Origin of the sequence: Hoeflea sp. AS16 (assembly GCF_038900095.1) — a bacterium.
In the GTDB taxonomy this organism is placed as follows: Bacteria; Pseudomonadota; Alphaproteobacteria; order Rhizobiales; family Rhizobiaceae; genus Hoeflea.
Genome location: NZ_JBBMQQ010000002.1, coordinates 623,070 through 649,149 on the forward strand (window position 1 = coordinate 623,070; position 26,080 = coordinate 649,149).

21 protein-coding genes are annotated in these 26,080 nt (G+C 59.6%); 11 read left to right on the plus strand and 10 right to left on the minus strand.

From position 1 onward, the window contains the following. Window positions 1–21: 21 nt before the first annotated feature. The gene (locus WNY80_RS08325; protein ID WP_342886878.1) at window positions 22–915 is read right to left on the minus strand and encodes a LysR family transcriptional regulator; all 894 of its coding nucleotides are present in this window, start codon (window positions 913–915) and stop codon (window positions 22–24) included. Between the two features lie 545 nt (window positions 916–1,460). Between WNY80_RS08325 and odc2 the strand changes: the two genes are divergently transcribed. Beyond that, entirely contained in the window at window positions 1,461–2,594 is a 1,134-nt protein-coding gene (odc2, locus tag WNY80_RS08330) for an ornithine/lysine decarboxylase (protein ID WP_342886879.1), read from the plus strand. Window positions 2,595–2,709: 115 nt separating this feature from the next. Next, the gene (locus WNY80_RS08335) at window positions 2,710–3,264 is read left to right on the plus strand and encodes an N-acetyltransferase (RefSeq protein WP_342886949.1); all 555 of its coding nucleotides are present in this window, start codon (window positions 2,710–2,712) and stop codon (window positions 3,262–3,264) included. 10 nt (window positions 3,265–3,274) lie between these two features. Here WNY80_RS08335 and WNY80_RS08340 read toward each other — a convergent pair whose 3' ends face one another. Together WNY80_RS08340 and WNY80_RS08345 are read right to left on the minus strand one after the other, a co-directional pair. Beyond that, the gene (locus WNY80_RS08340) at window positions 3,275–4,891 is read right to left on the minus strand and encodes a GMC family oxidoreductase (RefSeq protein ID WP_342886880.1); all 1,617 of its coding nucleotides are present in this window, start codon (window positions 4,889–4,891) and stop codon (window positions 3,275–3,277) included. A gap of 48 nt (window positions 4,892–4,939) precedes the next feature. Continuing rightward, entirely contained in the window at window positions 4,940–5,383 is a 444-nt protein-coding gene (locus WNY80_RS08345) for a sugar dehydrogenase complex small subunit (protein ID WP_342886881.1), read from the minus strand. Window positions 5,384–5,678: 295 nt separating this feature from the next. Here WNY80_RS08345 and WNY80_RS08350 point away from each other — a divergent pair, with 295 nt between their 5' ends. Continuing rightward, window positions 5,679–6,125 carry a glyoxalase superfamily protein gene (locus WNY80_RS08350; protein WP_342886882.1) on the plus strand — a complete coding sequence of 149 codons (447 nt, stop codon included), beginning with the start codon at window positions 5,679–5,681 and terminating at the stop codon, window positions 6,123–6,125. 12 nt (window positions 6,126–6,137) lie between these two features. Here WNY80_RS08350 and WNY80_RS08355 read toward each other — a convergent pair whose 3' ends face one another. The 4 genes from WNY80_RS08355 to WNY80_RS08370 all read right to left on the minus strand — a co-directional run bounded on the left by WNY80_RS08355 (window position 6,138) and on the right by WNY80_RS08370 (window position 10,133). After that, the gene (locus WNY80_RS08355; protein WP_342886883.1) at window positions 6,138–7,127 is read right to left on the minus strand and encodes a WD40 repeat domain-containing protein; all 990 of its coding nucleotides are present in this window, start codon (window positions 7,125–7,127) and stop codon (window positions 6,138–6,140) included. A gap of 12 nt (window positions 7,128–7,139) precedes the next feature. Beyond that, window positions 7,140–8,228, minus strand: a complete 1,089-nt coding sequence (locus WNY80_RS08360) for a GTP-binding protein (RefSeq protein ID WP_342886884.1) — start codon at window positions 8,226–8,228, stop codon at window positions 7,140–7,142. 63 nt (window positions 8,229–8,291) lie between these two features. Then, window positions 8,292–9,257, minus strand: a complete 966-nt coding sequence (locus WNY80_RS08365; protein WP_342886885.1) for an FAD-dependent oxidoreductase — start codon at window positions 9,255–9,257, stop codon at window positions 8,292–8,294. A gap of 132 nt (window positions 9,258–9,389) precedes the next feature. Beyond that, a complete protein-coding gene (locus WNY80_RS08370) occupies window positions 9,390–10,133 on the minus strand; it encodes a creatininase family protein (RefSeq protein WP_342886886.1) in 744 nt (247 codons plus the stop codon). 73 nt (window positions 10,134–10,206) lie between these two features. On the opposite strand from WNY80_RS08370, the gene WNY80_RS08375 reads away from it, so the two are divergent. The 3 genes from WNY80_RS08375 (at window position 10,207) to WNY80_RS08385 (ending at window position 12,865) form a co-directional block, all read left to right on the plus strand. Then, entirely contained in the window at window positions 10,207–10,785 is a 579-nt protein-coding gene (locus WNY80_RS08375; RefSeq protein ID WP_342886950.1) for a MarR family transcriptional regulator, read from the plus strand. A gap of 80 nt (window positions 10,786–10,865) precedes the next feature. Beyond that, a complete protein-coding gene (locus tag WNY80_RS08380; protein ID WP_342886887.1) occupies window positions 10,866–11,894 on the plus strand; it encodes a LacI family DNA-binding transcriptional regulator in 1,029 nt (342 codons plus the stop codon). Then, window positions 11,891–12,865: a 2-hydroxyacid dehydrogenase gene (locus WNY80_RS08385; protein WP_342886888.1), complete on the plus strand. Its 975-nt coding sequence runs from the start codon at window positions 11,891–11,893 to the stop codon at window positions 12,863–12,865. The genes WNY80_RS08380 and WNY80_RS08385 overlap by 4 nt, the downstream gene beginning before the upstream one ends. A gap of 46 nt (window positions 12,866–12,911) precedes the next feature. On the opposite strand, the gene WNY80_RS08390 is transcribed toward WNY80_RS08385, so the two are convergent. After that, complete coding sequence (locus tag WNY80_RS08390; protein ID WP_342886889.1) at window positions 12,912–13,676, minus strand: gamma-glutamyl-gamma-aminobutyrate hydrolase family protein; 765 nt, start codon at window positions 13,674–13,676, stop codon at window positions 12,912–12,914. 299 nt (window positions 13,677–13,975) lie between these two features. Here WNY80_RS08390 and WNY80_RS08395 point away from each other — a divergent pair, with 299 nt between their 5' ends. Continuing rightward, complete coding sequence (locus tag WNY80_RS08395; RefSeq protein WP_342886890.1) at window positions 13,976–15,085, plus strand: TRAP transporter substrate-binding protein; 1,110 nt, start codon at window positions 13,976–13,978, stop codon at window positions 15,083–15,085. 379 nt (window positions 15,086–15,464) lie between these two features. Here the strand turns inward: WNY80_RS08395 and WNY80_RS08400 are convergent, their stop codons facing one another. Together WNY80_RS08400 and WNY80_RS08405 are read right to left on the minus strand one after the other, a co-directional pair. Beyond that, complete coding sequence (locus tag WNY80_RS08400) at window positions 15,465–17,285, minus strand: TRAP transporter large permease subunit (protein ID WP_342886891.1); 1,821 nt, start codon at window positions 17,283–17,285, stop codon at window positions 15,465–15,467. Then, window positions 17,278–17,862, minus strand: a complete 585-nt coding sequence (locus tag WNY80_RS08405) for a TRAP transporter small permease subunit (RefSeq protein ID WP_342886892.1) — start codon at window positions 17,860–17,862, stop codon at window positions 17,278–17,280. Before WNY80_RS08405 ends, WNY80_RS08400 begins: the two co-directional genes overlap by 8 nt. 229 nt (window positions 17,863–18,091) lie before the next feature. Here WNY80_RS08405 and WNY80_RS08410 point away from each other — a divergent pair, with 229 nt between their 5' ends. The 4 genes from WNY80_RS08410 (at window position 18,092) to WNY80_RS08425 (ending at window position 26,002) form a co-directional block, all read left to right on the plus strand. Beyond that, on the plus strand, window positions 18,092–18,862 hold the full coding sequence (locus tag WNY80_RS08410; RefSeq protein WP_342886951.1) for an SDR family oxidoreductase: 771 nt from the start codon (window positions 18,092–18,094) through the stop codon (window positions 18,860–18,862). A 213-nt stretch (window positions 18,863–19,075) separates the two neighbouring features. Further along, window positions 19,076–22,558, plus strand: coding sequence for an indolepyruvate ferredoxin oxidoreductase family protein (locus WNY80_RS08415; RefSeq protein WP_342886893.1), 3,483 nt, complete (start codon window positions 19,076–19,078; stop codon window positions 22,556–22,558). A gap of 158 nt (window positions 22,559–22,716) precedes the next feature. Then, window positions 22,717–25,044, plus strand: coding sequence for an EAL domain-containing protein (locus WNY80_RS08420; RefSeq protein WP_342886894.1), 2,328 nt, complete (start codon window positions 22,717–22,719; stop codon window positions 25,042–25,044). 220 nt (window positions 25,045–25,264) lie between these two features. Further along, window positions 25,265–26,002: a hypothetical protein gene (locus WNY80_RS08425; RefSeq protein ID WP_342886895.1), complete on the plus strand. Its 738-nt coding sequence runs from the start codon at window positions 25,265–25,267 to the stop codon at window positions 26,000–26,002. Window positions 26,003–26,080 lie beyond the last annotated feature (78 nt).

The following is a 26,080-nucleotide window of genomic DNA, read 5'->3' on the forward strand; positions in this document are numbered from 1 at the left end:
CAGATTGCACGACAATTTGCATCATTGCGCGGTCTTGAACCACTGGGTGAGGTAATCGACGAAGGCGCGAACCTTGGCCGGCAGATAGCGGCGATGCGGATAGATCGCGTAAATTCCGCGGTCGTTTGACGAAAAATCCTCAAGGATGGGCACGAGCGTGCCGCTTGGCTGGCGTTCCCTGAAAATGAAGTCGGGCAGGACCGCGACGCCGAGGCCGGCTTCGGCTGCGCGCATTGCGGTGAGCGGGCTGTTGACCTCCAGCCGGCCGTGGACGGTAACGCCGATGGCTGCGCCATCCTTGCTCTCGAAGCGCCAGTTGTTGAGAAACCGGCCATTGGTGTCGACGATGCAGGGGATATCGGAGAGCTGTGAAGGGTGGGTGATCGGACCGTATTTCTCGATAAATTCCGGCGAGGCGCACGGGATCAATGAAAACGCGGAAAGCTTGCGGGCAATGAGGCCCGAATCCTCGAGCTTGGTGATGCGGATCGCCACATCATAGCCTTCCTCGACCAGATCGACGAAGCGGTCGTCTGAAATGACCTCAAGGATGATGTCGGGGTGGGCGGCGGCAAAGTCGATCAGCGACTGGCCAACCGCCGCATCGGCGAATGTGCGCGGGGCAGAGACGCGGATCCGGCCCTTGAGATCGGTCGAGCCTTCGCGCACCAGGTCTGCAAGATTGTCGATTTCCTTGAGGATGTCGGAGGCGGTTCGATAGTAGGTATGCCCGGCCTCGGTAAGCGAGAACTGCCGTGTGGTGCGATTGAGCAGCAAGGCACCGAGATCATCTTCCAGTTCGCGGACATATTTCGACAGCAGCGCCTTGGATCGGCCGACCTTTCGTGCGGCGGCGGAAAACCCTTCGGCCTCGACGACGTCTATGAAAGCGCGAATCCGGGTCAATGTGTCCATATGCTGCTGGTCCTTGCGGTTCGCCGGTCCGGTCAAAGGAACCGTCATCATTGTTTGAACGATTACGGCATATTCGTTCAGGAAACATGTTTTTCAAGTGCGGCGTAAGAAAACACTTGATTGCGACAGATGGAAATCATAAATGCGTCTTGCCCAAAGTCGCACGTGCCTGTGGGTGTCCGCCGACCCTCGATATGGTGAGGAATCGGTAAGGTACCTGGAACTAACCCCTCCAGTCGTTTCTCCGGCCATCCGGAAGAGCGAGGACATCTTGAAGCAACGACGGTGCGGGCCTTTCTGGTGTCTGCCGGCTTTCCAACAGCCGGGGTTACTGAAGAGGCACACCTTCATTGCCGGAAGTGCGGTCGGGTTCTCCCTCCAATCCAAGGCAGACAAGAGCGGATCAACGTCTGGCAAGGCGTGGTCCATCGACGCATCAAGCGTTCACTCTGTTCTCCGGTTCCTCCAAAGGCCGGGTCGGGAAGTGGCCGTACGATGCTCTGTCTAGATATGGCCCTGACAACGGGCCGGGAACGGAGCACCCGATGACGACTGCACGTATTCTTGATTTCATTCGCACCCGACGTCCCGATGGCCCCTGCCTGGTGGTCGACCTCGATGTGGTGCGCGACAATTTCCATTCGTTCCGCAAGGCCCTGCCCGACAGCGCCATCTACTATGCCGTGAAAGCCAATCCGGCGCCGGAAATCCTGCGTTTGCTTGCCAATCTGGGATCAAATTTCGATTGCGCCTCGGTGGCTGAAATCGAAATGGCGCTAAAGGCCGGTGCAACCGCCAACCGCGTGTCCTATGGCAACACCATCAAGAAAGAGCGCGACATTGCCCGCGCCCATGCACTCGGTGTTTCGCTGTTTGCCGTCGACAGCCACGAAGAAGTCGAAAAGATCGCTCGTGCCGCACCCGGCGCGCGCGTGTTTTGCCGCGTCCTGACAGACGGCGAGGGTGCCGAATGGCCACTGTCGCGCAAGTTCGGCTGTGTTCCGCAGATGGCTGTCGATGTGCTGGTCTATGCTCACCAGCTCGGTCTCGTCTCGCATGGCGTGTCTTTCCATGTCGGCTCGCAGATGACCAAGCTTGATGCCTGGGATTCAGCACTTGGCGACGCCAAGCGCGTGTTCGACAAGCTGGCACAGCAGGGCATCTTTCTCAAGATGGTCAATATGGGTGGCGGTTTTCCGACCCGTTATCTCAAGGACATCCCGACCGCGCAGGCCTACGGGCAGTCGATCTTTGCATCGCTGCGCAAGCATTTCGGCAACCAGCTTCCCGAAACCATCATCGAGCCGGGCCGCGGCATGGTCGGCAATGCGGGTGCGATCAAGGCGGAAGTCGTGCTGGTGTCGCGCAAGTCCGACGAGGATGATGTGCGCTGGGTGTTTCTCGATATCGGCAAGTTCGGCGGATTGGCGGAAACCATGGATGAAGCCATCCGCTATTCGATCGTCACCGCGCGTGACGGCGATGCGATGGAGCCATGCGTGCTCGCCGGCCCGACCTGCGATTCCGCCGATGTTCTGTATGAGAAGACGCCCTATCCGATGCCGGTTTCGCTGACCATCGGTGACGAGGTGCTGATTGAAGGCACCGGGGCATACACGACCACCTATTCGGCGGTTGCCTTCAACGGTATCGAGCCTCTCCGATCCTACGTGATCTGAACGGACTGGCCCGTTCAGATCGGCCCTTCCGCGTGCGTTGAGTGCTTGCGGAGGGGCAGTTGTGTTCCGCTTTCATGGTGCCGTGGCCGAGGATCCGCCGATGACATCCGATCTCATGATCTTCACTGAAACCAACTTTGTCATAGATGATGAAGCCGAATGTGACGTGCGTGCGCGGGAAGCCTTGCTGGACCGGGCTATGGGTGCGGGGCGGCGACGCAAGAGTTCCGAGAAGCTGCGCCGCGGCAGGATGCCCTCGCCGGGTCTCGCATTCGTGGCACGCGCCGAAACCGGGCAGGTCATCGGCAGCGTGCGGCTGTGGGATATCGCTGTGGCGGGTCGGCCCTTGCTTCTGCTCGGTCCGTTGGCCGTCGAGGCGGCCACCGGGGGCAGGGGTATCGGATCCGCGCTGATGCGGCACGCGATCAGCCGGGCGCGCGAACACGGCCATGGCGCCATCGTCCTGGTGGGAGATGCGCCATATTATCAGCGGTTCGGATTTTCAGCGGCAAAAACCGGCGGGCTGATGATGCCCGGGCCGGTCGAGCGCCACCGGCTGCTCGGGCTGGAACTGGCCGAAGGACATCTCGACGCGACATTGGGCCTGCTGGTCGCCAAGGGGCGCCAAGCCATGCGGCCCGGACCGGCCCGCATGGCCGAGGTTGCCTGATCCATCCCGGCTACTTGACCGAGGCTGCAATCGCATCGACTGCACGCAGCGACAGGGCCGCGATGGTCAGTGTCGGGTTTGCGGTTGCCGAAGTGGGGAACGTGCCTGATCCCAGCAGGAACAGATTGCGATGGTCGAAGCTGCGCAAATCCGCATCGACGACTGCGCTTGAAGCGTCGGCCCCCATCCTTGTCGTGCCGATGATGTGACCCGCACCCTGGATGTCAGGCGAGTGCTTGATGTTTTTCGCGCCCAGAGCCTTGAAGACTTCCTCGTGTGCGGCCTCGGCGGCATCGAGGCCATTGCGGGTGTAGTCATCGAAATCATAGTGGATGCGCGGCAGCGGAACGCCATTGGCGTCGCGTTTTTCAGGGTCGAGTGTCACCCGGTTTTCAGCATCGGGTGATTGCTCGACCAGCGAGGCAAGCCGGATCTGGCGGGATGTCGCGTCCTTGATGGCCGCATCCAGCTCGTCACCGCTCAAACCCTGGGCTGCGAGCCCGGCGGCAGTGCTGGTGGGCGCCCCCGTCGGCCAGCTGTGGCCGTCGTTGCCGATCTCGATGCGGAAGGCGCCACGCTGCTTGCGGAAATCGCCGTCGCGGAGGTTTTCGATGCCGGAGGTCGAAAGCGGGCCGCGATAGGGCCAGACCGGCTCCGCCGCTTCGGCCCAGCTGAGCCGCGATGGGTGATCCATCAAATTGCGACCGACCTGGTCGGAACTGTTTGCCACGCCGTTGGGCGCCTTTTCCTGGGCGGAATTGAGCAGCAGCCGGGGTGTTTCAAGCGCATGGGCGGCAACAATGACGACCTTGGCCGAGGCTGTCCCGGTGGTGCCGTCGGCGCGGCGGAAATCGACCGAAGTGATCTCGCCGTCTTCACCGACATTGAGTTTGGTGGCCGTGGTCTGGTCAAGCACCTGTGCACCCGCCTTCTCGGCCAGGGCGACATGCACCGTAGCGTCGTACTTGGCCTGGATCGGGCAAACCGGAATGCAGGAATTGTTACCGCAGCATTCGGGCCGGTCCTCGCGGAACACGGAGTTGCGGCCCTGCGGGGTGGAGCGAACCTGGTACCTGGTTCCATCCAGCGCCGAGGCGAAATGCTTGTCGAGATAGGTCATCGGGATCTGCGGCATTGGAAATTCGCCCGAGCGCGGGGAGCCGAGATCTTCGGATGAGTTGCCGGCCACGCCGATCTCGTTTTCTGCCGCGAGATAGAACGGCTCAAGATCGTCATAGGTGATCGGCCAGTCGACGCCGTGCCCGTAGAGAGACTTCAACTTGAAATCCGAAGGCAGGTTACGCAATGTGGTTCCGAGCCAGTGCCACGTGGTTCCGCCGACCACCTTGATGTAGGTGGACTTGAACAGCTCGGGGCCTTGCTGCTGGTAGAAATCCTCGATCCTGTGCGTCAACGGGTGGGAGGCTTCCGGATCGTTGGGGTAAGCGGATTCCGGCACCTTGATCTTTGCGTTCCAGAACTTCTCGACAGCGTCGTACCTGTCGATCCGCTTGCCGGCTTCCAGGAACGTCACGCTTAACCCTTTGGCAGCCAGCTTGGCGCCCGCGATTGCGCCAGCGACGCCGGTTCCGATGATGAGAATGTCTGCTGTGATGTCATTGGCCATAATGCTGGCTCCCGGAATTCAAAAGGTCTGGGGTGGAGAAATGGGGACTTAGCCGGCTGGAGGTTCGGCCCAATATCCCATCTCTCCACCGCAATAGCCCATCGGCTTGCTGAAACTCATCGCTTCCCACATCAGCGCGTCGGTATAGGTAATCACCTCGTCGCTGTCGGGATCGGGCGAGACGCCGCTGTACCAGGCGGCGACAATCTCGTTTGCCAGTTCCTCATTGTCTGCACCTTCGGCAAGGGCATCGATTTCACTGCCTTTTCCCGCGGAACGGAACGCCTGGAGAAACTTGGCGGCGGTTTCCGGGTAGAGATCCTGCTTGCCGGTCAGCTTTTCGGAAAGTTTGACAAACGCGTCGGTGTTGATCGTTGCGGCAGCGGCGTCTTTCGGCCAGCTGACAAATGATGCGAAGGCGAGGGCAGAGCCTCCGAGCAGAACACCTCGCCGTGTGGCGTTGGGCGATTGGCCTTGCGATGGCAGGGGCATGGTTTTCTCCTCGCTTGTTCATTGCTTCAACGCAGTCAAACCGAAAAGGTTTCAATTTTCCTTCAGCGCCAATTCGTTTTGCCTCAGACCTGCAATTCTGCGGCTGGAGCAAAGAGATTGACAATCACCCTGAGCATACCTATTTGAGCGTCTTCGGGTCTGGAGCCCCGGCCGTCCGCAGGCGTTGAGCCATGGTGAAGTCTCCGGCTTTCAAGCAGTCACCTTGTTGATGACATGCCAGACGGTGGAATGCGGGCACCCCTTGAACACGGTATGTCATGTCAGGAGAACTGCCATGCGTGACCCCACGCCATTGCCAAATCTGAATACACTGAAAGATCAGGCCAAACGCCTGAGAACCCGACTGGAAGCCGGTGGTGACACCGTGGGCCATTCCAAGGCGCTGGAGCTGGTCGCCGCACAATACGGGTTCAACGACTGGAACACGCTGCATGCGGCGCTGGGCAACCGGCCCGGACCGGAAAGTCTGGTGCCCGGTGCGCGGGTGACCGGCGCCTATCTCGGTCAGCCATTCTCGGCCCGAGTGGTCGGCATTCAGGCTCTGACATCATCGCCGGGGACCTATCGGGTATCGCTGGATCTCGATGAAGCGGTGGATGTTGTCACATTCGACAGCTTCTCGTCGTTCCGCAAGCGGGTCAACGGCGTCATCGGCAAGGATGGCGTCAGCCATGCCCGGACGTCCAATGGCCGCCCGCAACTGGAGCTGTCCTGGTCGTAACCGGGGCGGCTGTTACCCGGCAATGTCGATAACGCCACAGTCGCCTGCTTGCGATCCGAACGCGAGCAGGCGGCCTGGCTTGTTCCAGGCCATGGCAGTAATCGGGCCCTTGCCGGGGCGACGCAGCAGGGCTTCCTTGCTGTCGGCAATACGCACTGCGAGAACCATGCCGTCGCCGAAACCAATGGCGACAAGATCCTCGGACGGATGACAGGCGACACAGGTGACCATGGTGTCGGCGCGCTGGCCGAGCTCGAGGGGCGCTTTGCCCATCGGACCGTCCTTGCCGGAGAATGGCCAGACGATGGCCGAAGGCGCACCGGATGAAGCGAGCCATTTGCCCTTGTTCGACCATGACAATGACTTGACCTTGGCCGGATAGCCGGTCATGCGCATGTGACGCTGTTCGCTGCCCGGTTTGCCGTCGAGTTTCCAGCCGTGCAGCGCATTTTCCTGCATGGCGGTGACCAGAAACCGTCCGTCCGGGCTGAACATCACCTGATTGTGGGCCCCCTTCCACTCGAAATCGAGCGCGGGGGCGCTGCCCTGGACAAAGGCGAGAGAGACGCCGTTGTAACGGGCCATCGCCAGACGCAGACCCTTGGGTGCGAAGGCAAGTCCTTCGATTGTGCGGGCTTCCTCGAATGTGCGTTCGGTTCCGTCAGCGAGAAGTACCGTCGCGGTGCGTCCATCTGCCAGTGCAACAGCGCCTTGCGGCCCCGCGGCCACGGCGCTGACCCATTTGCGTGCGGGGGCGCGCAGCGTGGTTTCTGTGCCATCGGCATCCAGCCGCATCACCTTGCCGTCTTCGCCACCGGTTACAAGGCTCTTGCCGTCCCAGCTGACAGCAGTGGCGAGCAAGCCATCGTGCAGCTCATGGCGGTGGGTTCCATGGTCGAGGCGGACCACATGTCCGGAGGCCAGAGCAAAGACCGGAACCTCGTCCAGAAATGCAGCTGCAAGGCAATGGTCGTCGAGATCAATCGGCGCGACAGTCGGCATGATAGGCGTCCCTCAGGCTTGGCAGGCGAGGAAAGTCCGCTCGAGCTTCTCGCGGTCCAGGTTCCTGCCGATAAAGACGATGCGGCTTTCGCGCTTTTCATCCTCTTTCCATGGCCGTTGATGATCACCCTCGACAATCATGTGCACGCCCTGGATCACGTAACGGTCGGCATCGTCCTCGAAAGCAATGATACCCTTGAGCCTGAGGATATTCGGTCCTTCAAGCTGGGTGATCTTCTCGATCCACGGGAAAAACCGCTTCGGGTTGAGTGGCCCGGCGCGCAGCGAGATGGATTCGATGGTCAGGTCGTGGATAACGGACGGCGAGGCGTGATCATGGTGGCTGTGGTCATGATGATCATGGTCATGCCCGTGGTGATGATGGTCGTGATCATGATCGCAATCAGGGCCGCAGGCATGATCCGGATGATCGTGATCGAGGAAATGCGGATCATTCTCAAGCGCGCGGCTGAGATCGAATGCACCCCGGTCAAGCACGGCATCAAGCGGTACCGCAGCCCGTTCGGTGCGGTGAATCCGGGCTGACGGATTGATTGCCCGCACGGTGCGTTCGACGGATTCGAGCTCTTCGGGTGACACCAGGTCGGTCTTGTTCAGGATCACCACGTCGGCAAAGGCGATCTGGTCCTCGGCTTCGCGGCTGTCCTTGAGGCGCGCCGGCAGATGCCTTGCATCCACCAGGGCCACGACGGCGTCGAGCCGGGTCTTGGCGCGGACGTCCTCGTCCATGAAAAAGGTCTGGGCGACCGGCACAGGATCGGCCAGACCGGTGGTTTCGACGATGATGGCGTCGAACCGGCCGGGGCGGCGCATGAGGCCTTCGACGACGCGGATAAGATCGCCGCGCACGGTGCAGCAGACGCAGCCGTTGTTCATCTCGTAGATTTCCTCGTCGGATTCCACGATCAGATCATTGTCGATGCCGATTTCACCGAATTCATTGACGATCACCGCATAGCGCTTGCCATGCGGCTCGGAGAGAATGCGGTTGAGCAATGTGGTCTTTCCGGAGCCCAGATAACCGGTCAGTACGGTCACGGGAATGGGGGCCACGGGGGTGGAAACTGGCGCTTCGCTCATAGGATCTCTCAGTCAGGAAGGTGTGTTTGACCCCATATAGGCGTTTCGCCTGGCTTATGCCACTCACAAGGACATGATGTGATGCGCCAGGGCCTGCCCCGATTGGTGCGCGGCTTCGGCACGGGCGCCGATGCACCAGTCGCCACAGGCAAACAGGGTGTTCTGCTGGTTGCCGAGAAAGGGCTGGTCCAGTGGTGTTTCCACCAGGGCGTAGAGCCAGCGGTGAACCTCGAAGCAGACCGGATCGGGCAGGTTTCCGCCAAGTCCGGTCTGTTCGCGCAAGGCGCTCAACATGGCGGATTTCACAGCCTCGCGATCACGTTCGATGTGAGTGCGGCTCCACTGCGGTGTTGCATGCAGCACAAAGGTTTCACCGGTTCGTCCAGGCTTTGAGCCGTTGCGGGCAATCAGCGAAAGCAGCTCGGCATCCTGACCACGCAACAGGTCCGGTACCCCTTCCAAATGGGTGTCAAACGCCAGCATGGCAGACCAGCACGGAGCCATGGTGACATGCTGCAGTTTCACGAATGCCGGATCAAGCGGCGTGAGCAGATCGAGGGCCTGGGGAGCGGGAATTGCCGCAATGACCATGGAGGCCGTGTAAACCGCTTCTGCTCCGACGAGATTTTGCGTGTAGACGAGGAACTTGTCATTCTTCCTTGCAATCCTGGTCACCCGTGTTTCCAGCCTGATATCGAGTCCCTGAGCCATGGCTTTGCCGGTCGCCGACATGTCGGGCTGGCCAACCCACCACGGACGGGCGCTGTCCTTTCCGCTGGGGTTCCATGGCGCCAGTTCGTCGCTTTGCGCGAGTTGATTGAGCACTGCGGTAAAGCCGGCTGTGCGGCTGGTCAGGTATTGCGCGCCATGATCGAAATTTCCGTTGTCGCTGCGACGGCACGACAGCCGCCCGCCGGGGGATTTCGATTTTTCCAGGATCACAACCTTCTCCGGGCGGCCGGACAATTCGCGCGCCAGTGTCAGGCCTGCCAGACCTGCGCCAATCACAAGGATATCAACATTTTTCATTGCTAATCCTCAGTTTCGCCACCAGGGAGCCCAAAAACCCACCTGAATTCGGCACGAATACCTCTGGTGTACCCGGCACATGGCTGCCGGATAGGTATGCAACACTGATTTGGGAAACTCAGCCGGTCAAGTCTACTTCAGTTCATCTACATCGAACCCGGCCATGTCAGTGAGCAACTGGCTCAATCCCTTCACCGCGTGAGCCAGGATTGCTTCGCCTTTTTCGGCGGAAGCCTGGCTTGCGTTGCCGGCTGCGCCCTGCGGGTTGAGATCCGACATCTTCCAGCCGAAAGCATGCGGACCGTAGGCGCGCAAATGGGTAAACCGCCGGGCGTAGTCCGCCTGGCGTGACGGGAAATCCTGAAGCGCGTCGAGCCGGACCAGATCCGGGCGGATGGCCAGCATCACCGAGGTTTCGATATCGCCTGCATGGATGTCGAAGGCCTTGTCTTCGGGTGGAATGATTTCGGCAGGGACGCCAAACCGGGTCCAGCTTGTGGCAACCACCAGCATGTTGAAGCGGACCCGCGCCTCGGTTGCTACAATCGTCAGCAGCGGCGAGTTGCCGCCATGCGCATTGAGCAGCATGAGGCACCGAACCCCGCGGGCGGCACAACTCCCGGCGATTTCGATCCAGCGGTTGATTGCTTCGTCGAAGCGAAGTGTTCGCGTGCCTGACACATCCATGTGCTCGATAGAATAGCCGACGGGTTCGACCGGCAATAGCTCGGGCTTGATGCTGGCGGAGGCCGTATCACGTAGCCGCCCGGCCACCTCCTGTGCGATCAGTGCATCGGTCTCGAACGGAAGGTGCGGACCATGCTGCTCATGGGCCCCCAGAGGGAGTATGGCAATCGGTACGGGTTGTTGGGGCATAGGGTGGTTATTCCGATCAGGCATCTTTAGTGTCTGAACCGTAGGGTGATGGAACGAAGGCCGCAAGAAGGAGCTGTCCATGTCCGCCAAAAAGAAGGCCAAGAGCAAGAAGGCGAAGAAGCGCGATCATGCAGACGCGCTCCTGATGATTACCCAGGTGGCGCGCAATGCGCGGACGGCGCTGTCGCGGCATCTGCTCGATCTGGGGCTCTATGCCGGTCAGGACGGGGTTATGCTGGCGCTTGATGCCAAGGATGGCCAGACGCCGGGCGCCATCGCGACTTCGCTCGGGGTCAAGGCACCGACCGTGACCAAGACCATAGGCCGCCTTGCCGCCCAGGGATTCCTGCGGCGCGAAGGTTCGCCCGACGACGGGCGGATGATGCTGGTATTCCTGACCGAGGCGGGGCGTGACCAGATCAAGTCCATCCGGAAATCCCAGCGCAAGACCGAAAAGGCGGCCTTTGCCGGGTTGAAGAAAAAGCAGGTCGCGGAGCTTCTCAAGCTTCTTTCAACCGTGGATGCGAATATCTCGGAGTCTTTGCGATCAGATATGGTCTCGGCATCCGGCACGGCCGCCTCCACCGGTGCAGGGCAACCGCTGGTCGAAGGGCTTGCGGTGGCCGACGACAACGCAGAAGGCGCTGCCTGATTGCCAGTCTGGTTTAAACCTTTTAGATTTGTTTAATTGTTTGAATCGGAGCGCTATGCTCCGCCAGAGGGAACCGCAACTTGGCGCAGAAGATTAAGCTTTCGACGATTGCAGAGGCCCTGGGCCTCTCGACAGCAACCGTTTCTCTCGCATTGCGCGACAGTCCGCTGGTCGCGGATGTGACGCGGGACCGGATCAAGGAAAAAGCCATCGAGCTTGGCTATATCTACAACCGGCGCGCGGCTTCGCTCCGGACCTCCCGGTCGGGCATCATCGGGGTGGTGGTGCACGACATCATGAACCCGTTTTATGCCGAAATCCTCAAGGCGATCGAGACCGAACTCGACCGGAGCCGGCAGACCTTCATCCTCTCCAATCACTATGATTCGGTCGACAAGCAACGCAATTTCATCGAGACGCTGCTGCAGCTTGGCGGTGACGGCGTAATCATGTCGCCGGCGATCGGAACGCCAGCCTCCGATATCCGGCTGGCCGAGGATAACGGCATGCCGGCGATCCTGATCGCCCGTTCGGTGCCGGAGATCGACGTGCCGACCTTCCGCGGCGACGATGCCTACGGAACGGCGCTTGCGACCAATCACCTGATCAGCCTCGGTCACACCCGCATCGCCATGATCGGCGGCACGGACCACACTTCGACGGGCCGCGACCGCTATGCGGGATATGCCAATGCACTGAAAAAGGCCGGGCTTGAGGTGGATCCGCAACTGAGGATACCCGGGCCGCGAACCAAGCAGAGCGGCTTCGAAGCGGCGGTGAATTTTCTCGCCAATCCCCTGAAGCCCACTGCTGCGGTCTGCTGGAACGATCTTGTGGCCATTGGCCTGATGAACGGCATAGCGCGTGCGGGGCTGGTGCCCGGAAAGGATATATCGGTGACCGGATATGATGACCTCGAGGAGGCGGCAATCGCCACTCCGGCCCTGACCACTGTCTGGAACGGACAATCGGAAGTCGGCCGTTTTGCCGCGCGGGCCCTGCTCGACAAGCTCAACGGCTCAAGCGAGGCCGACGGGCTTCATCTGATCAAGCCGGAGATGCGGATCCGGCAATCAACCTCGCCACTCAATCCGGGAGCAGGCCGATGAGCGCTTCACGTCCGACCGTCCTTCTTGCCGGCAAGGTTCATCCGCGGGTCCGGGAACGGGTTGAAGCCGATTTCGACGCCATTTCGATAGAGACCGCGGACCGTGCGCTTCTGGATGAGGATGCCCGCTCTCGCATTCGTGGCATGGCTGCCGCGACCGCGATTTCGGCAGACTTCATCGACCTGTTGCCGAACCTGGAAGTGATCGCCAATTTTGGCGTGGGATACGATTCAGTCGATGCCGCCCATGCCGCAACACGTCAGGTCATGGTGACAAACACGCCGGATGTGCTGTCGGATGAAGTTGCGGACACCACCGTCGGGTTGCTGCTCAACACGGTGCGCGAGCTTCCGAAAGCCGAGGCTTACCTTAGAGCGGGCAGATGGGAGCGCGAGGGCGCTTACCCGCTGACATCGCTCAGCCTGAGAGGCCGGACCGTCGGCATCTTCGGGCTCGGGCGCATCGGCCTGGCCATCGCACGGAGGCTGGAAGCCTTTGGCCTGCCGATCCATTACCACACAAGGAACAAGCGGACGGACGTGGCCTATCCGTGGCACGCGCGGCTGATCGACATGGCCGCCGCGGTCGACACCCTGATCGTGGTCGTTCCGGGGGGTGCGGCGACCGAAAAGGCTGTGAATGCCGAGGTTCTGGATGCGCTTGGCCCGCAGGGTGTGCTGATCAGCGTCGGGCGGGGCACGACGATTGACGAGCCGGCATTGATCGAGGCGCTCTCGGACCGCAGGATTGCCGCGGCAGGGCTTGATGTGTTCGCACGCGAGCCGCATGTGCCGCAGGCGCTCATCGACCTGCCCAACACGTGCCTGCTACCGCATGTGGCGTCGGCATCGCTGTCCACGCGCAATGCGATGGCGGATCTGGTAGTCAACAATCTGGCGGCTTGGCTTGCCGGAAAGCCGGCGCTGACGCCGGTTCCCGAATGCGCCAGTTTTGACCGCAAACCCGCCTGACGGGGATTATCACAGAGGCCATTGGATGGCGTGGTGCAGTCTGGCCTTATTCGGCGGCTGCGGCAGGAAGGGCGTGGCGGGCACGGACGGCCTCGCCAAAGGCCGCAAAGATCTTGTCGGAGATCTCGTCGTTGCCGACCCAGTATTCCGGATGCCATTGTACGCCGATGGCAAAGCCCGTTGCGCCAATAACGCTGACGGCCTCTACTGTGCCGTCTTCGGCAACGGCTTCCACTGCCAGCCGGGGGGCAAGTTCTGAAATCGCCTGACGGTGCAGCGAATTGACGTTCACCTCACCCTCGCCGACGATGGAGGCGAGACAGCTTCCTTCCCGGACCTGGATGGAATGGCGGATGGCAAACGCCTTGTCCCTGTCTTCAGTTTCGGGCTTGCGGTGATCAATCCGTCCCGGAAGCTCCTGGATCTCGGTGGCAAGAGAGCCGCCGAGCGCGACATTGAGTTCCTGAATGCCGCGGCAGATGGCCAACAACGGAATGCCGCGTTCAATAGTCCGGCGGATGAGGGACATACTTAGCAGATCGCGGGCGGGATCAAACGGACCGTGATGCTCGGTTTCTTCCTCTCCGTAATTGGAGGGGTGAACATTGGTCCGGGATCCGCTGATCAGCACGCCGTCGACGCGATCGAGTACCATGTCGACATCCGTTCCTTCCGCCAGTGCAGGAACAATCAGCGGCAGGACATTCGATCCCTTCACGGCAGCCATGATGTACTGGTCAGGGGCAGCGTGCCAAGTGTATCCGTCGAATTCGCGGATATCTGCCGGTATTGCGACTAGTCCACTGTGCATCGCCCGATTCCCTTGATTTTGCCGTTCGCGGTTGCGCGACACCGAGTGCATGGTTTTTGCGTTTCATGGGATCGTTGTCAATTCTGCGGTGACCCGATTGGGTCATGAAAATTAAGAATATTTTTACTCGACTTCGATCGACCTGCAACTGGCAACAAAAATTGACCATTGTGGCCAAAATTGCCCTCTTTCGCTTGAAAGGCCTGCCGCAACATGGTTAGGTCAACCTCATGTCGCTGGGGTGCAATTGGTAAAGAAAATCCCTTGCCTCGCGGCGTTACTTCAACTGGGAGGTTTTTATGGATCGTCGTTCCTTTATCAAAAAGGCTGGGGTGGCCGGCGCAGGCGCTGCCGCGGCAACAACTCTGGCTGCACCGGCCATTGCGCAGACAATGCCGAAAATCACTTGGCGTTGCTCTTCGGGATTCCCGAAGGCGCTTGACACCATTTACGGCGCTGCGGAAGTTTTCGCACAGGCTGTTTCCGAAGCTACTGATGGCAATTTTGAAATCCAGACCTATGGCGCTGGCGAGATTGTCGGCGCGCTTGAAGGCGCTGACGCGGTTCGCGACGGCACCATCGAAATGGCGCATACCGCTTCGTACTACTTCTTCGGCAAGGACCCGACCTGGGCATTCGGAACCGGCGTTCCCTTCGGCCTCAACCAGCGCATGACCAATGGCTGGCTCTACGAAGGCGGCGGGCTGGACCTGCTCAACAACGAATTCTATGCCGACAACAACATGATTGCTTTCCCTGCTGGTAACACCGGCGCCCAGATGGGCGGTTGGTTCCGCAAGGAAATCAACACCGTTGCCGACATGCAGGGCCTGAAGTTCCGCATCGGCGGTTTCGGCGGACGCATCATCCAGGAAGTCGGCGTTGTGCCGCAGAACATTCCGGGTGGCGACATCTATGCTGCGCTTGAAAAGGGCACCATCGATGCGGCCGAGTTTGTCGGCCCTTACGACGACTCCAAGCTGGGCTTCAACAAGGTTGCTCCTTACTACTACTATCCTGGTTGGTGGGAAGGCGGCGTGACGCTGATGAACCTGATCAACCTCGACAAGTGGAACGAACTTCCGAGCGCCTACAAGGGCGTGGTCAAGTCGGCTTCGGCACTCGCCAACTCCGTGATGATGGCTCGTTACGACACGTTGAACCCGGCAGCCCTGAAGAAGCTGGTATCCGAAGGCACCAAGCTCCGTCCGTACAGCCTCGAGATCCTGGAAGCCTGCTTCAATGCAGCCAACAAGGTCTATGCTGAAATCGGCGCCGAGAACGCCAAGTTCAAGAAGATCCACGACAGCTACATGGGCTACCGTGGTGACGGCTACCTCTGGTTCCAGCTGTCGGAATACAACATGGACACCTTCATGATGATCCAGCAGCGCGGCGGCAAGCTCTAAGAGAGCCAGCCTTAACGCTGAACCTACAAGGCCCCGGAGCTGAAAAGCTCCGGGGCTTTTTCGTGCGGTAAATAAGCGGTGACGGGCTGGCTGACCCTGCGTAGCAACCAAAGTCATGCCGGCTGGCCAGACAGGCAGGGCAAACGAGGCAAGTTCGCATTCCCCGAGCTCGGGAGGGAGAGGCGGTGGGGGGGACGCGGCACACCGTGTCGAACTGTCACCGCATTGAATGCAGCCATTCAGCGTGGAGCGTTCCGGGAACGGAATTGACCGTGTGTTGCCTCTCCCGAGGCCTTTGCTTCAGGGACGTGGGCAGCAGCCTGAGCGCATGAAAAAGCCCGGCGGGTGGAGCCCGCCGGGTTTTCAGAACTCTGTCGGTTCAATCGAAGTTTGGCAGTCCGGATGCGCCGCCCGGAGCGGGCAATCCGCCAGGGGCCGGCAGGGCTCCGCCCGAGGCTGGCTCTCCGAGACCAGGCATTGCCGGCATGCCATCGCTTCCCGGTTCGCCAAGATCCGGCGTTCCCGGCAGGCTGAGGCCGCCACCCAGGCTGAGGCCGGTGCCGGGCAGACCAAATCCACCGCCGCCGATATTGTTGATCTCCTGATCGATGTCGCTCTGGTTCATGATCACCGGATCGGTCTTGTAGTGCGTCACAAGGCCCGGGAAGGCGATCAGGATGCCGAGCATGACAACCTGGATGATGATGAAGGGCAGGGTTCCGGTGTAGATCGATTTCGTCGAAATCGGCTCGATCATCCGGTCCGTGGTTTCATCATGCCAGGCTTTGATCGGCGCGACAGATCGCAGGTAGAAGAGCGCGAAACCAAAGGGTGGCGTCAGGAAGCTTGCCTGCAGGTTGAACCCGAGCAGCACGCCGAACCAGATCAGGTCGATGCCCAGCTTTTCGGCAACCGGGGCCAGCAGCGGCACCATGATGAAGGCGATCTCGAAGAAGTCGAGGAAGCATCCCAGAATGAACACGACGATCGAGACGGTGATCAGGAAGCCGACTTCTCCGCCTGGCAGCGCCAGCAGAAGCTCTTCCACCCAGCGGTCACCTGAGATGCCGTAGAAGGTCAGAGCGAAAACGCGCGCGCCGATCAGGATGAACATCACGAAGGTTGCGAGTTTTGCGGTGGAATCGAGCGCCTGGAGAAGTGTTCTCCTGTCCAATCGGCCTTTCATGATCGACATGATCAGCGCGCCGGTCGCCCCCATGGCGCCACCTTCGGTCGGTGTTGCGATGCCAAGGAAGATCGTTCCGAGAACCAGGAAGATCAGCGCAAGCGGCGGGATCAGGACGATGACGACCTGTTCGGCCATTTTCGACAGGTAGCCCAGGTTCCTGGCGCGGTTGAGCAGTGCAAACCCGTAGGGAACGAGCGTGGCAACCAGGGCAGACCAGACCACTCGTGTTTCATAGCGCAGTTCATCGAAGACAAAGTAATCGCAGATGAAGAACAGGGCGATCGCCAGACCAATGATGATGAAGAGCGAACGGCCACCATTGCCGAGCGGGCGCGCTTCGGGCGGCAGGGCAGGCACCCATTGCGGCTTGATCAGGGTGATGGCGAATATGTAGGCGCAATACATGCCGACAATGATCAGCGCCGGGAAAAAGGCACCGACATACATGTCGCCGACCGAGCGGCCGAGCTGGTCGGCCATGACGATCAGGACGAGAGACGGCGGAATGATCTGTGCGAGCGTTCCGGATGCGGCAATCGTGCCGGCTGCGAGGCCGGGATGGTAGTTGTAGCGCATCATGATCGGCAGCGAGATCAGGCCCATAGCGATCACGGATGCGGCGACGACGCCGGTGGTGGCCGCAAGCAGGGCTCCGACGATGATAACAGCAAAGGCCAAGCCGCCGCGCATGGTTCCGAAGAGCTGGCCAATGGTATCGAGCAGATCTTCTGCCATGCGCGAGCGCTCGAGAATCAGCCCCATGAAGGTGAAGAACGGAATCGCCAGCAAGGTGTCGTTGCGCATGACGTCGAAGACGCGGTTCATGTTGGCCTGAGCGAGGGGCCAGAACAGCCGGATTTCCGGCGAAATATGGCTCAGTTCAACACCGGCTACAAAGAAATACATGCCGCCGGCGGCGAGAGTGAAGGCAACCGGGTAACCGATCAGCAGCATCGCCATGACGGTGATGAACATGATCGGTGCGAGGTTGTGAGCAATAAGATCAAGCATCGGCGCGGCCCTTCATGTCGGAGGCTGCCTCGACTTGGGGTGGCATGGAATGATCATGCCCGATTTCTTCTTCGAGCAGGCCCCGGATGATGGCGATGCGCTTGATGATTTCGGAGAAAGCCTGGGCCGTCAGCAAAATGAAGCCCAGAAGGATGCTTGCCTTGGCCGGCCAGATGATGAGGCCGCCGGCGTTGCTGGACATTTCGCCGGACTGGAACGAGCGCCAGAAGAACGGCCATGCCAGATAGGTCATCATCAGGCAGAAGGGAAGCAGGAACAGGAAGTGGCCAAAAAGGTCGATCCAGTCACGTGTCCGCTTGGAGAGATTGCCCGCGATTACGTCAATGCGAACATGCTCGTTCTTGCGCAATGTATAGCCTGCGGCGAGCATGAAGACCGCGCCGAACAGGTACCACTGAACTTCCAGCCAGGCATTCGACGACATGTCGAACACTTTGCGGATTGTTGCATTTCCGGCGCTGATCAGCACCGCGGCCAAAACCAGCCAGGACACATTGCGTCCAACAAATTCGTTGATCCGGTCGATAAACCGGCTCAACGCCAAAAGACTTCCCATATTGCCCTCCCGGTCATATCACCCCCGGTTTTTCGGAGTGTGATCAACCATGGTTCCCATTAGCACCATCCATATCATTTGCATGATGTTGCGCCAGCCCATATCAGGAAAAAGACATAAAACGCAACGAGTGGTGCATTAACTTTACCAGTTAGCCGGACGCCCGGTAGTGGCGCTGATCGATGACTGCGGCTATACCCATTGGTAGGTGCATTAAAAGAGGTCAATGGTGCAAGCAAGCGAGTTGTTCGATATTTCTGGCGAAATTGTACTTGTGACCGGCGGTGGCACCGGAATCGGATTTGCCATGGCGCGGACGCTGGCGCTCAATGGCGCGAAGCTGGCTCTTGCAGGCAATGACCCCGACAGTTTGCAGGCGGGTGTGGACGCCTTGGCTGAGCTGGGGGCAGAGGCCATTTCCATACCGATGGACGTGCGCCGGGACGATACGATCTGCGACGCCTTTGACCGCATCGAGGCTAAGCTTGGGCCGGTCGGCGTTCTGATCAACAACGCAGGAATTGCTCACCGCGACAAAGCGACCCGGCTGACGCGGGAGACGCTCCGCAACGTCATGTCGGTCAATGTCGAGGGAGCGTTCATGGTTGCGCAGGAGGCTGCCAGGCGCATGATTCGTGATGATAGGGGCGGTTCGATCATCAATATTTCCAGTGTTCTGTCCGAAATGCCGCAGCGCCAGGTGTCGGCCTATGGTGCATCAAAGGCCGCGGTCAGCCAGATGACGCGATGTCTGGCGCTGGAATGGGCCAAGCACGGAATCAGGGTCAACGAAATTCGGCCGGGCTGGTTTGAAACAAGTTTGACGGCGCCGTTTCTCAAGGGACCGGGTGCCAAGGTGATGGCCGGTCAGAATCCCACCGGGCGGCTTGGCAACATGCATGATCTCGATGGTGTCGTGCTGCTGCTTGCATCAAAGGCGAGCGCTTACATGACCGGCAGTTCGATTATCGTTGATGGCGGCCATTCCATAGGGCGCTGAATCGGTCGCGCCGGGCACTTCCGGCGACAGATAATTTCGTTTCGTGCCGGTTGCCAACCATCTGATTGCGCAGTCCGGAATGAGCCATGAAATCGATTGACCGGCGCCCCGACTGGCACAAATATCATGGCCGGGATCACGGGTTGGGAGAGTGCCTGTGATCGGTCCGGGACCCGTCCTGATCCGGGACTGAATGGCTTGAGGAGGCTGTAAATGACAGTGCATGATGTTTCGCTCGACGACAAATTTGACCTGACCAAGGACCGGATTTTTGTCACCGGATCACAAGCTGTCGTTCGCCTTTTGATGATGCAGCAGGAGCGGGACCGTCTCGCCGGGCTGAACACAGCGGGCTTTGTCTCCGGTTATCGTGGTTCGCCGCTGGGTGGCCTCGACCAGCAGATCATGCGTGCACAGAGCTCCCTGAGCGAGCACAACATCGTGTTTCAGCCCGGATTGAACGAAGAGCTGGCTGCGACAGCCTGTTGGGGAACGCAGCAGTCGGGCCTGGACGGAACAGGCAAGTATGACGGGGTGTTTGCCCTCTGGTACGGCAAGGGGCCGGGCGTTGACCGTTCGGGCGACGTGTTCCGCCACGCCAACCTGGCCGGGTCGTCCAAACATGGCGGTGTCCTGGCGCTGATGGGCGACGACCATACGGCGGAAAGCTCGACCAACGCGCACCAGACCGAATTCAATTTCATCGACACCATGATCCCGATCCTCAATCCGGCCGGCGTGCAGGAGATGATCGACTACGGGCTCCACGGATTTGCAATGTCCCGGTTCGCGGGCACATGGGCAGCGCTCAAATGCGTCAAGGACAATGTCGAGTCCACGGCGTCGGTTGATGCCGGGCTTGATCGTCTCAAGATCATCCTGCCGGAATTTGCGGTGCCGCCAGGTGGGCTCAACATCCGCGCCAACGACCTCGATTTCCTCGGCCAGGAAATGCGGCTTCATGAATACAAGCGCGATGCCGCGAGCGCCTATATCCGGGCAAACGGGCTTAACCGCATCATCTATTCAGGCGGTGCAAACGCCAAGATCGGCATCCTGACCGTTGGCAAGAACTATCTCGATGTGCGGCAGGCGCTGGATGACCTCGGCATCGACGAGAAACGAGCCAGCCAGATCGGCGTCCGCCTGTTCAAGGTTGCTTGCCCGTGGCCGTTCGACCTGGCTGACATGGCCGAATTTGTCGATGGCCTCGATATGGTGATTGTTGTCGAGGAGAAGCGGTCGCTGCTGGAGAGCCAGCTGCGGGAGGCGCTTTACGGAACCGCGCGTCAGCCCGTTGTGGTTGGCAAGCGCGACGAGCGCGGCGACTGGCTTTTCCCGGTCAAGGGCGCGCTTGATCCCAATGACATTGCCGTCGCGGTGGGTGAGCGGGTGCTCAAGGTCATTGGCTATGCGGAAGACATCGACGCCAAGGTCAAGCGCATCCGCCAGTTCCAGAGCATGCTGGCAAGCGTTTCCGATGTGGCGTCTCGCACGCCCTATTTCTGCTCGGGGTGCCCGCACAACACGTCGACCAAGGTTCCCGAAGGATCTGTTGCTGCAGCTGGCATTGGGTGCCATTTCATGTCGCTGTGGATGGACCGTGATACCACCGGCTTCACCCAGATGGGCGGCGAGGGGGCGCAATGGGTCGGGCAGGCGCCGTTTACGACGCGCGAGCATATTTTCCAGAATCTCGGCGACGGTACCTACAATCATTCGGGTGTGCTGGCCCTGCGCTTTGCCATCGCTTCAGGCGCCAACATTACCTACAAGATCCTCTACAATGACGCGGTTGCTATGACCGGTGGGCAGACGCATGAAGGTGGTCTCACCGCTGACGCGATTGCACGCCAGGTGCGTGCGGAGGGTGTCGAGCGGATTGCTCTGGTCAGCGATGATCCGGACCGGTATCCCGCAGGCACCGCCTGGCCGCCGAACATGAGCGTTCATCACCGTACAGAGCTCGATAACGTGCAGCGCGAGCTGCGGGAGGTGCCGGGTGTGACGGTGCTGATCTACGATCAGACCTGTGCGGCGGAAAAGCGCCGCCGGAGAAAGCGCGGCACCTATCCCGATCCGGACAAGCGCGTCTTCATCAACGAACTGGTATGCGAAGGCTGCGGCGATTGCGGCATCAAATCGAACTGCGTGTCGATCCAGCCGGTCGAAACCGAGTTCGGGCGCAAGCGCAAGATCGATCAATCCGGATGCAACAAGGATTTCTCCTGCATCGAAGGGTTCTGTCCTTCGTTCGTGACCGTGCATGGCGGACGCATCCGCAAGGCGGACTCCACGGTGCTCAAGTCGGCGCCGGATCCGCTGGCCGGCCTGCCGGAGCCCGAGATTGCTTCGCTGGATCAGGGATGGGCATCGATTATTGACGGTGTCGGGGGAACCGGCGTCGTTACGATCGGCGCCATTCTGGGCATGGCGGCGCATCTCGAGGGCAAGGGCTGCGGCATGATCGACATGGCAGGCCTGGCGCAAAAGGGCGGCGCGGTGTTTTCACACGTTCGCATCGCCAGGAAGCCTGAGGACATCCATGCAATCCGGATTTCCGCCGGCAAGGCCGACCTGATCCTGGGATGTGACCTGGTGGTTTCCGGATCGCGAAAGGTGCTGACCTCGGTGCGTGAAGGCGAAACGGCGTTTCTGGTCAACACCAGCGAAGTCATGCCGGGCGATTTCACCCGCAATGCGGATTTCTCGTTGCCGACCGAACGGTTGAAGCGGGCCATCGTCAAGGCGGCCGGGGCAGAAAAGACCAGCTTCTTCAATGCCACGCTTGCCGCGACTCGGCTGTTCGGCAATGCGATCGCGGCCAACATGTTCATGCTGGGAATGGCATCGCAAAAAGGTGCATTGCCGCTGACGCCGGATTCGGTTGAAGAAGCCATCCGGCTCAATGGCCAGTCGGTGGCCATGAACATCGCCGCCTTCCGGTGGGGGAGAAAGGCAGCGCACGATCCCCAGTCGGTGCAGGCGCTTGTTTCCGATCAGCTTGTCGAAACTGACGCGGCGGCCGAGGAAACGGTTGCACAGATCATCGACCGCCGTGCGGAGTTCCTGCAGGGCTACCAGAACAAGGCCTGGGCAACCAAGTACCGCGAAACACTGCAGCCGCTTGTCAAAGCCGAGGAGCGGGTGTTCGGCGCGGCTGGTCCGGTGTCCGCGGCCGCGGCCCGTTCGCTGTTCAAGCTGATGGCGATCAAGGACGAATACGAGGTGGCGCGGCTCTACAGCGACGGCAGCTTCAAGCGGCAGCTGGGCAAGCAGTTCGAGAGCTATGACAAGCTGGAGTACCACCTGGCTCCGCCCGCTCTGGGCCGGAAAGACAGCAAGGGAAACCCTGTGAAGTCCTCGTTCGGCCGCGGAATGGCGATGCTCTTTCCTGTGCTCTCCGCGCTCAAGGTGGTGCGCGGAACTCCCCTCGACCTGTTCGGATATAGCGCGGAACGGCGTATGGAGCGTGAACTCTTGTCGGGCTTCATTGAGGAATTGAAGCTGATGAGTAGCGTTCTGGGGAAAGGTAATGGTGATGCAGTCGCTGCATTTCTATCGTACCCCATGAAAATCAAGGGTTACGGGCATGTAAAAAAGCGAAATTATGAAGTTGTTTTCGCTGATAAAGAAAACGTTAAGCATTCTCTACATAATGGAGGTGTAGATGATGTTCCTGTCGCCGCGGAATGATATTGGGTTGTAGGTTAGCTTTATCTAATTTTCGGCTTGTTAATCCAAAATTCAAAAACGATAATTCGTTGAGATTGTTGCCCAAAAGCAGGGCGGGATAAATATGTTCTTAATCTCCCCCTGATACGTTGCTGTCTCAGATTCACGGATTAGTGTTCATGCAGCCCGCAGACAGCACAACATTTGCAGACGAGGTCCGTCTGTCCTTTGTCGCCTCGCTTTATCAGAAGCGGGGAACGCTGGCTGCTGGCATGGTGGCGCATCTTGTCACGACCTTGGCGGTCTATCTGCGCATTGAAGATCCGTTCTATCTCTACGCCGCGCTGGCGCTTTTTATTACCTGGGCCGCGCGAACCCTCGACATGATGAGCTTCGACCGGAAGGACAAGTCCACTTTCAAGCTGGCTGACACGCTTCGCTGGGAAAAGCGCTATGTCGCCGGTTCACTGGTTGCGGCTTTCATTCTGGGAACCGTCTGCGGCCATGCGCTTGTGATGGCGCAGGATCCGTTTGCCGAACTTGCGACGATCTCGGTCACCATCGCCACAATGATCTCGGTGGTCGGGCGCAATTTCGGATCGAAACTCAACGTCGACATGATCATTCTTGCTGCCTGCCTGCCGATGATGGCCGGCTTTTTCATGGCGCGTGATCCGTTCATGATCGTTCTTGCTGTGCTGCTGTTGCCGTTGTTCCTGACGACGCGTTCGATGGCGAACGGTGTGCGCGACTTCCTGTTCAATTCGGTCACCGCAGAGCGCAAGACCGCGGAAATTGCCGAAAGGTTCGATACCGCGCTCAACAACATGTCGCATGGCTTGTTCATGCTGGACGGTGATGGACGGATAGAGGTTGCCAACCGCAAGGCGCGGGAATTCTTCAGCATCGACAAGAACACCGACCTGACCGGTCGCGCCCTTAAAGCGGCTTTGAGGCTGGGAACGCGGAATGGTGTGATCGCCAAGGAAAATTTCGGACAGATCAACCAGCATCTCGAAAGCCTTGTCAGCGGGCGTGATGACCGCGCGCTTGTGCGTTTCGACAAGAACACATGGCTCGAGTTCAGCGCGCGTTATCGTGGCGAAAAGGGTGTGGTTCTGATCTTCGAAGACGTGTCGGAACGCATCCAGTCCGAAAAGCGCATTCTGCACATGGCGCGCTTTGACAACCTGACGAACCTGCCCAACCGGTCGTGGTTCAAGGAAGTTGTCGGCATCAAGGTTGCCAATGCCAAGCCTGGCCAGCAGCTGGCTCTTGCCGTGCTCGATATCGATGACTTCAAGCACGTCAATGACTCCATGGGCCACGTAAACGGCGACAAGCTGCTGAATGCCATCGCCAACAGGCTGCGTTCGCTGTCGCGGCAGAAATTCGTTGTTTCCCGCTTTGGCGGCGATGAATTCGTGCTGTTCTTGCCGGAGGTGAAAGACCTCGATGATCTCAATGCGACCATGGATCATGTGATCGACACGTTGCGCGGCACCTACATCATAGACGGCCACAAGCTGTTCATCAGCCTGTCGGGCGGTGTGGTCATGGCACCGGTTGCCGGTTTTCAGCTTGAAGAAATGCACATCCAGGCGGATCTCGCCCTGTACGAGGCCAAGCGCCGCGACAAGAACCGGTGGACCCTGTTCGAAGAATCCATGGATCAGCGTTATTCCGCACGCCAGGGCATGAAGGCCGCGCTTCGTGAAGCTATTCGAACCGGAGCCATGGACCTGTTCTACCAGCCGATGTTCAATCCGCAGGGCACCCGGATTGTCGGAGCTGAAGCCCTGTCGCGCTGGATTCATCCGGAACTGGGGCCGGTATCGCCCGCTGTTTACATTCCTCTTGCCGAGGAAATGGGCATCATCAGTGAATTGACGCGGTGTGTCATTGATCGTGCGGTGCAGGATTCAGCCAACTGGCCCGGCAATCTGCAGGTCTCGGTCAATCTCTCCGCCCATGATCTCAATGACCGCGGAATCATCTCGGTGATCGCTGATGCGCTTGATCGCGCCAATCTGGCGCCCGGCCGGCTGCAGCTGGAGATTACCGAAAGCGGTCTGATGAATGATCTGAAGACGGCCCGGGAGATCCTGACGGAGCTCCGCTCTATGGGCATGTCGATCGCCATTGACGACTTTGGTACTGGATACTCCAGCCTGAGCTACCTCGATATGCTGCCGCTCAACAAGGTCAAGATCGACCGGTCCTTTGTCCGGGACCTGACCAAGGACCCGAAGAAGCTGAAGCTGCTGCGCGGGGTGGTGCACCTGGCGCGCGAACTCGGGCTCGAAGTGGTTGTCGAAGGCGTCGAGACCGAAGACCAGCTGGTGATGATCAGCGAGAACAATTGCGCCGACATCATCCAGGGCTATATCTTCGGCACACCGATGCCGCATGGCTCCTTCATCGAGCTGGCGAACAAGCTGTCCGCCAATCCGCGGAAGCTGACCGTGGTCGGTCAATCCAGCCATACACGCCAGTCGGGCAACTGATCAGCAGCAATTTTCCCGCCTGTCTGCCCGCAAAAAGCTTAAAAACCCGATCGTCAATTCTTCCCGGCACTTTCTTGTAGCGCCGTTGATTTTCTATCCGAATTTCGGAGTTTGTTAACCCTAATAGGTAGTTAACCGGTCGTTGATGCCGTGCCGAGATTGATTAACACAAATTTAACGATAAGCTTTCCTCGTACAAACCGACGGAGACTTGTCATCAATGGCCAACGCGGCTCAAGGCAAAATCACAGGCTTCAGTGCAAGCGTCATGCGCTTCCTTGAGAGCATCGAGTATCGCCGTGTCGACAACGCGGATGATCTCGAGGACGTTGCGCGTATCCGCTACAAGGCCTTCACGATGGTCGGGTTGGCGCCGCAGAATGGCGAGCTGCTGATTGACGAGCTGGATTTCAAACCCAACGCGCATGTGATGGGCATCTTCTTCGATGAGCAACTGGTGTCGACCATCCGTGTTCATCACGTAACCTCTGCAGAGCGCGACAGCGTTGCAGTCTCGCATTTCCCCGATGTCATGAATCCGATGCTTGATGCGGGCCAGACCTTCATCGATCCGGTCAGGTTTGCAGCCGATCCCGACATCATGCGCGAGTATCCTGCCCTGCCGTACCTGACGCTCAGGGTGGCGACGATGGCGACGGACTATTTCCAAACCGATTATTGCCTCTCGGTGATCAAGCCAAATCACCGGGCCTTCTACAAGCGGATTTTCAATTCACACCCGCTTGTCGAGCCGCGTTTCTTCGAGAAATACGACAGCAATATCGAGCTGCATGCGTCGAATGCGCATGTCGAGCTGCAGAAAATCTATGACCGCTTTCCGTTCTTCAATTCACAGCTGTGCGAACGCCGGTTGATGTTCGCGCCGCGGCAGGAATTGTACATGCCGCCGCTTACGATCCGTCCGACGGCCCGGTACGCTCTCCAGCAGGCCAGTTGAGGCATCTGGGTGGATAGCTGGGGAGGTTGAGGCCACCTGGCCATGCCGGCGCCGGTCGCTTTGCCGTGGTGCTGTGAC

Bases quoted from the DNA above. Each gene is read 5' to 3' on its own strand.
- WNY80_RS08325 (WP_342886878.1), bottom strand. From the start codon at position 915: ATGGACACATTGACCCGGATTCGCGCTTTCATAGACGTCGTCGAGGCC.
- odc2 (WP_342886879.1), top strand. From the start codon at position 1,461: ATGACGACTGCACGTATTCTTGATTTCATTCGCACCCGACGTCCCGAT.
- WNY80_RS08335 (WP_342886949.1), top strand. From the start codon at position 2,710: ATGATCTTCACTGAAACCAACTTTGTCATAGATGATGAAGCCGAATGT.
- WNY80_RS08340 (WP_342886880.1), bottom strand. From the start codon at position 4,891: ATGGCCAATGACATCACAGCAGACATTCTCATCATCGGAACCGGCGTC.
- WNY80_RS08345 (WP_342886881.1), bottom strand. From the start codon at position 5,383: ATGCCCCTGCCATCGCAAGGCCAATCGCCCAACGCCACACGGCGAGGT.
- WNY80_RS08350 (WP_342886882.1), top strand. From the start codon at position 5,679: ATGCGTGACCCCACGCCATTGCCAAATCTGAATACACTGAAAGATCAG.
- WNY80_RS08355 (WP_342886883.1), bottom strand. From the start codon at position 7,127: ATGCCGACTGTCGCGCCGATTGATCTCGACGACCATTGCCTTGCAGCT.
- WNY80_RS08360 (WP_342886884.1), bottom strand. From the start codon at position 8,228: ATGAGCGAAGCGCCAGTTTCCACCCCCGTGGCCCCCATTCCCGTGACC.
- WNY80_RS08365 (WP_342886885.1), bottom strand. From the start codon at position 9,257: ATGAAAAATGTTGATATCCTTGTGATTGGCGCAGGTCTGGCAGGCCTG.
- WNY80_RS08370 (WP_342886886.1), bottom strand. From the start codon at position 10,133: ATGCCCCAACAACCCGTACCGATTGCCATACTCCCTCTGGGGGCCCAT.
- WNY80_RS08385 (WP_342886888.1), top strand. From the start codon at position 11,891: ATGAGCGCTTCACGTCCGACCGTCCTTCTTGCCGGCAAGGTTCATCCG.
- WNY80_RS08390 (WP_342886889.1), bottom strand. From the start codon at position 13,676: ATGCACAGTGGACTAGTCGCAATACCGGCAGATATCCGCGAATTCGAC.
- WNY80_RS08395 (WP_342886890.1), top strand. From the start codon at position 13,976: ATGGATCGTCGTTCCTTTATCAAAAAGGCTGGGGTGGCCGGCGCAGGC.
- WNY80_RS08400 (WP_342886891.1), bottom strand. From the start codon at position 17,285: ATGCTTGATCTTATTGCTCACAACCTCGCACCGATCATGTTCATCACC.
- WNY80_RS08405 (WP_342886892.1), bottom strand. From the start codon at position 17,862: ATGGGAAGTCTTTTGGCGTTGAGCCGGTTTATCGACCGGATCAACGAA.
- WNY80_RS08415 (WP_342886893.1), top strand. From the start codon at position 19,076: ATGACAGTGCATGATGTTTCGCTCGACGACAAATTTGACCTGACCAAG.
- WNY80_RS08420 (WP_342886894.1), top strand. From the start codon at position 22,717: ATGCAGCCCGCAGACAGCACAACATTTGCAGACGAGGTCCGTCTGTCC.
- WNY80_RS08425 (WP_342886895.1), top strand. From the start codon at position 25,265: ATGGCCAACGCGGCTCAAGGCAAAATCACAGGCTTCAGTGCAAGCGTC.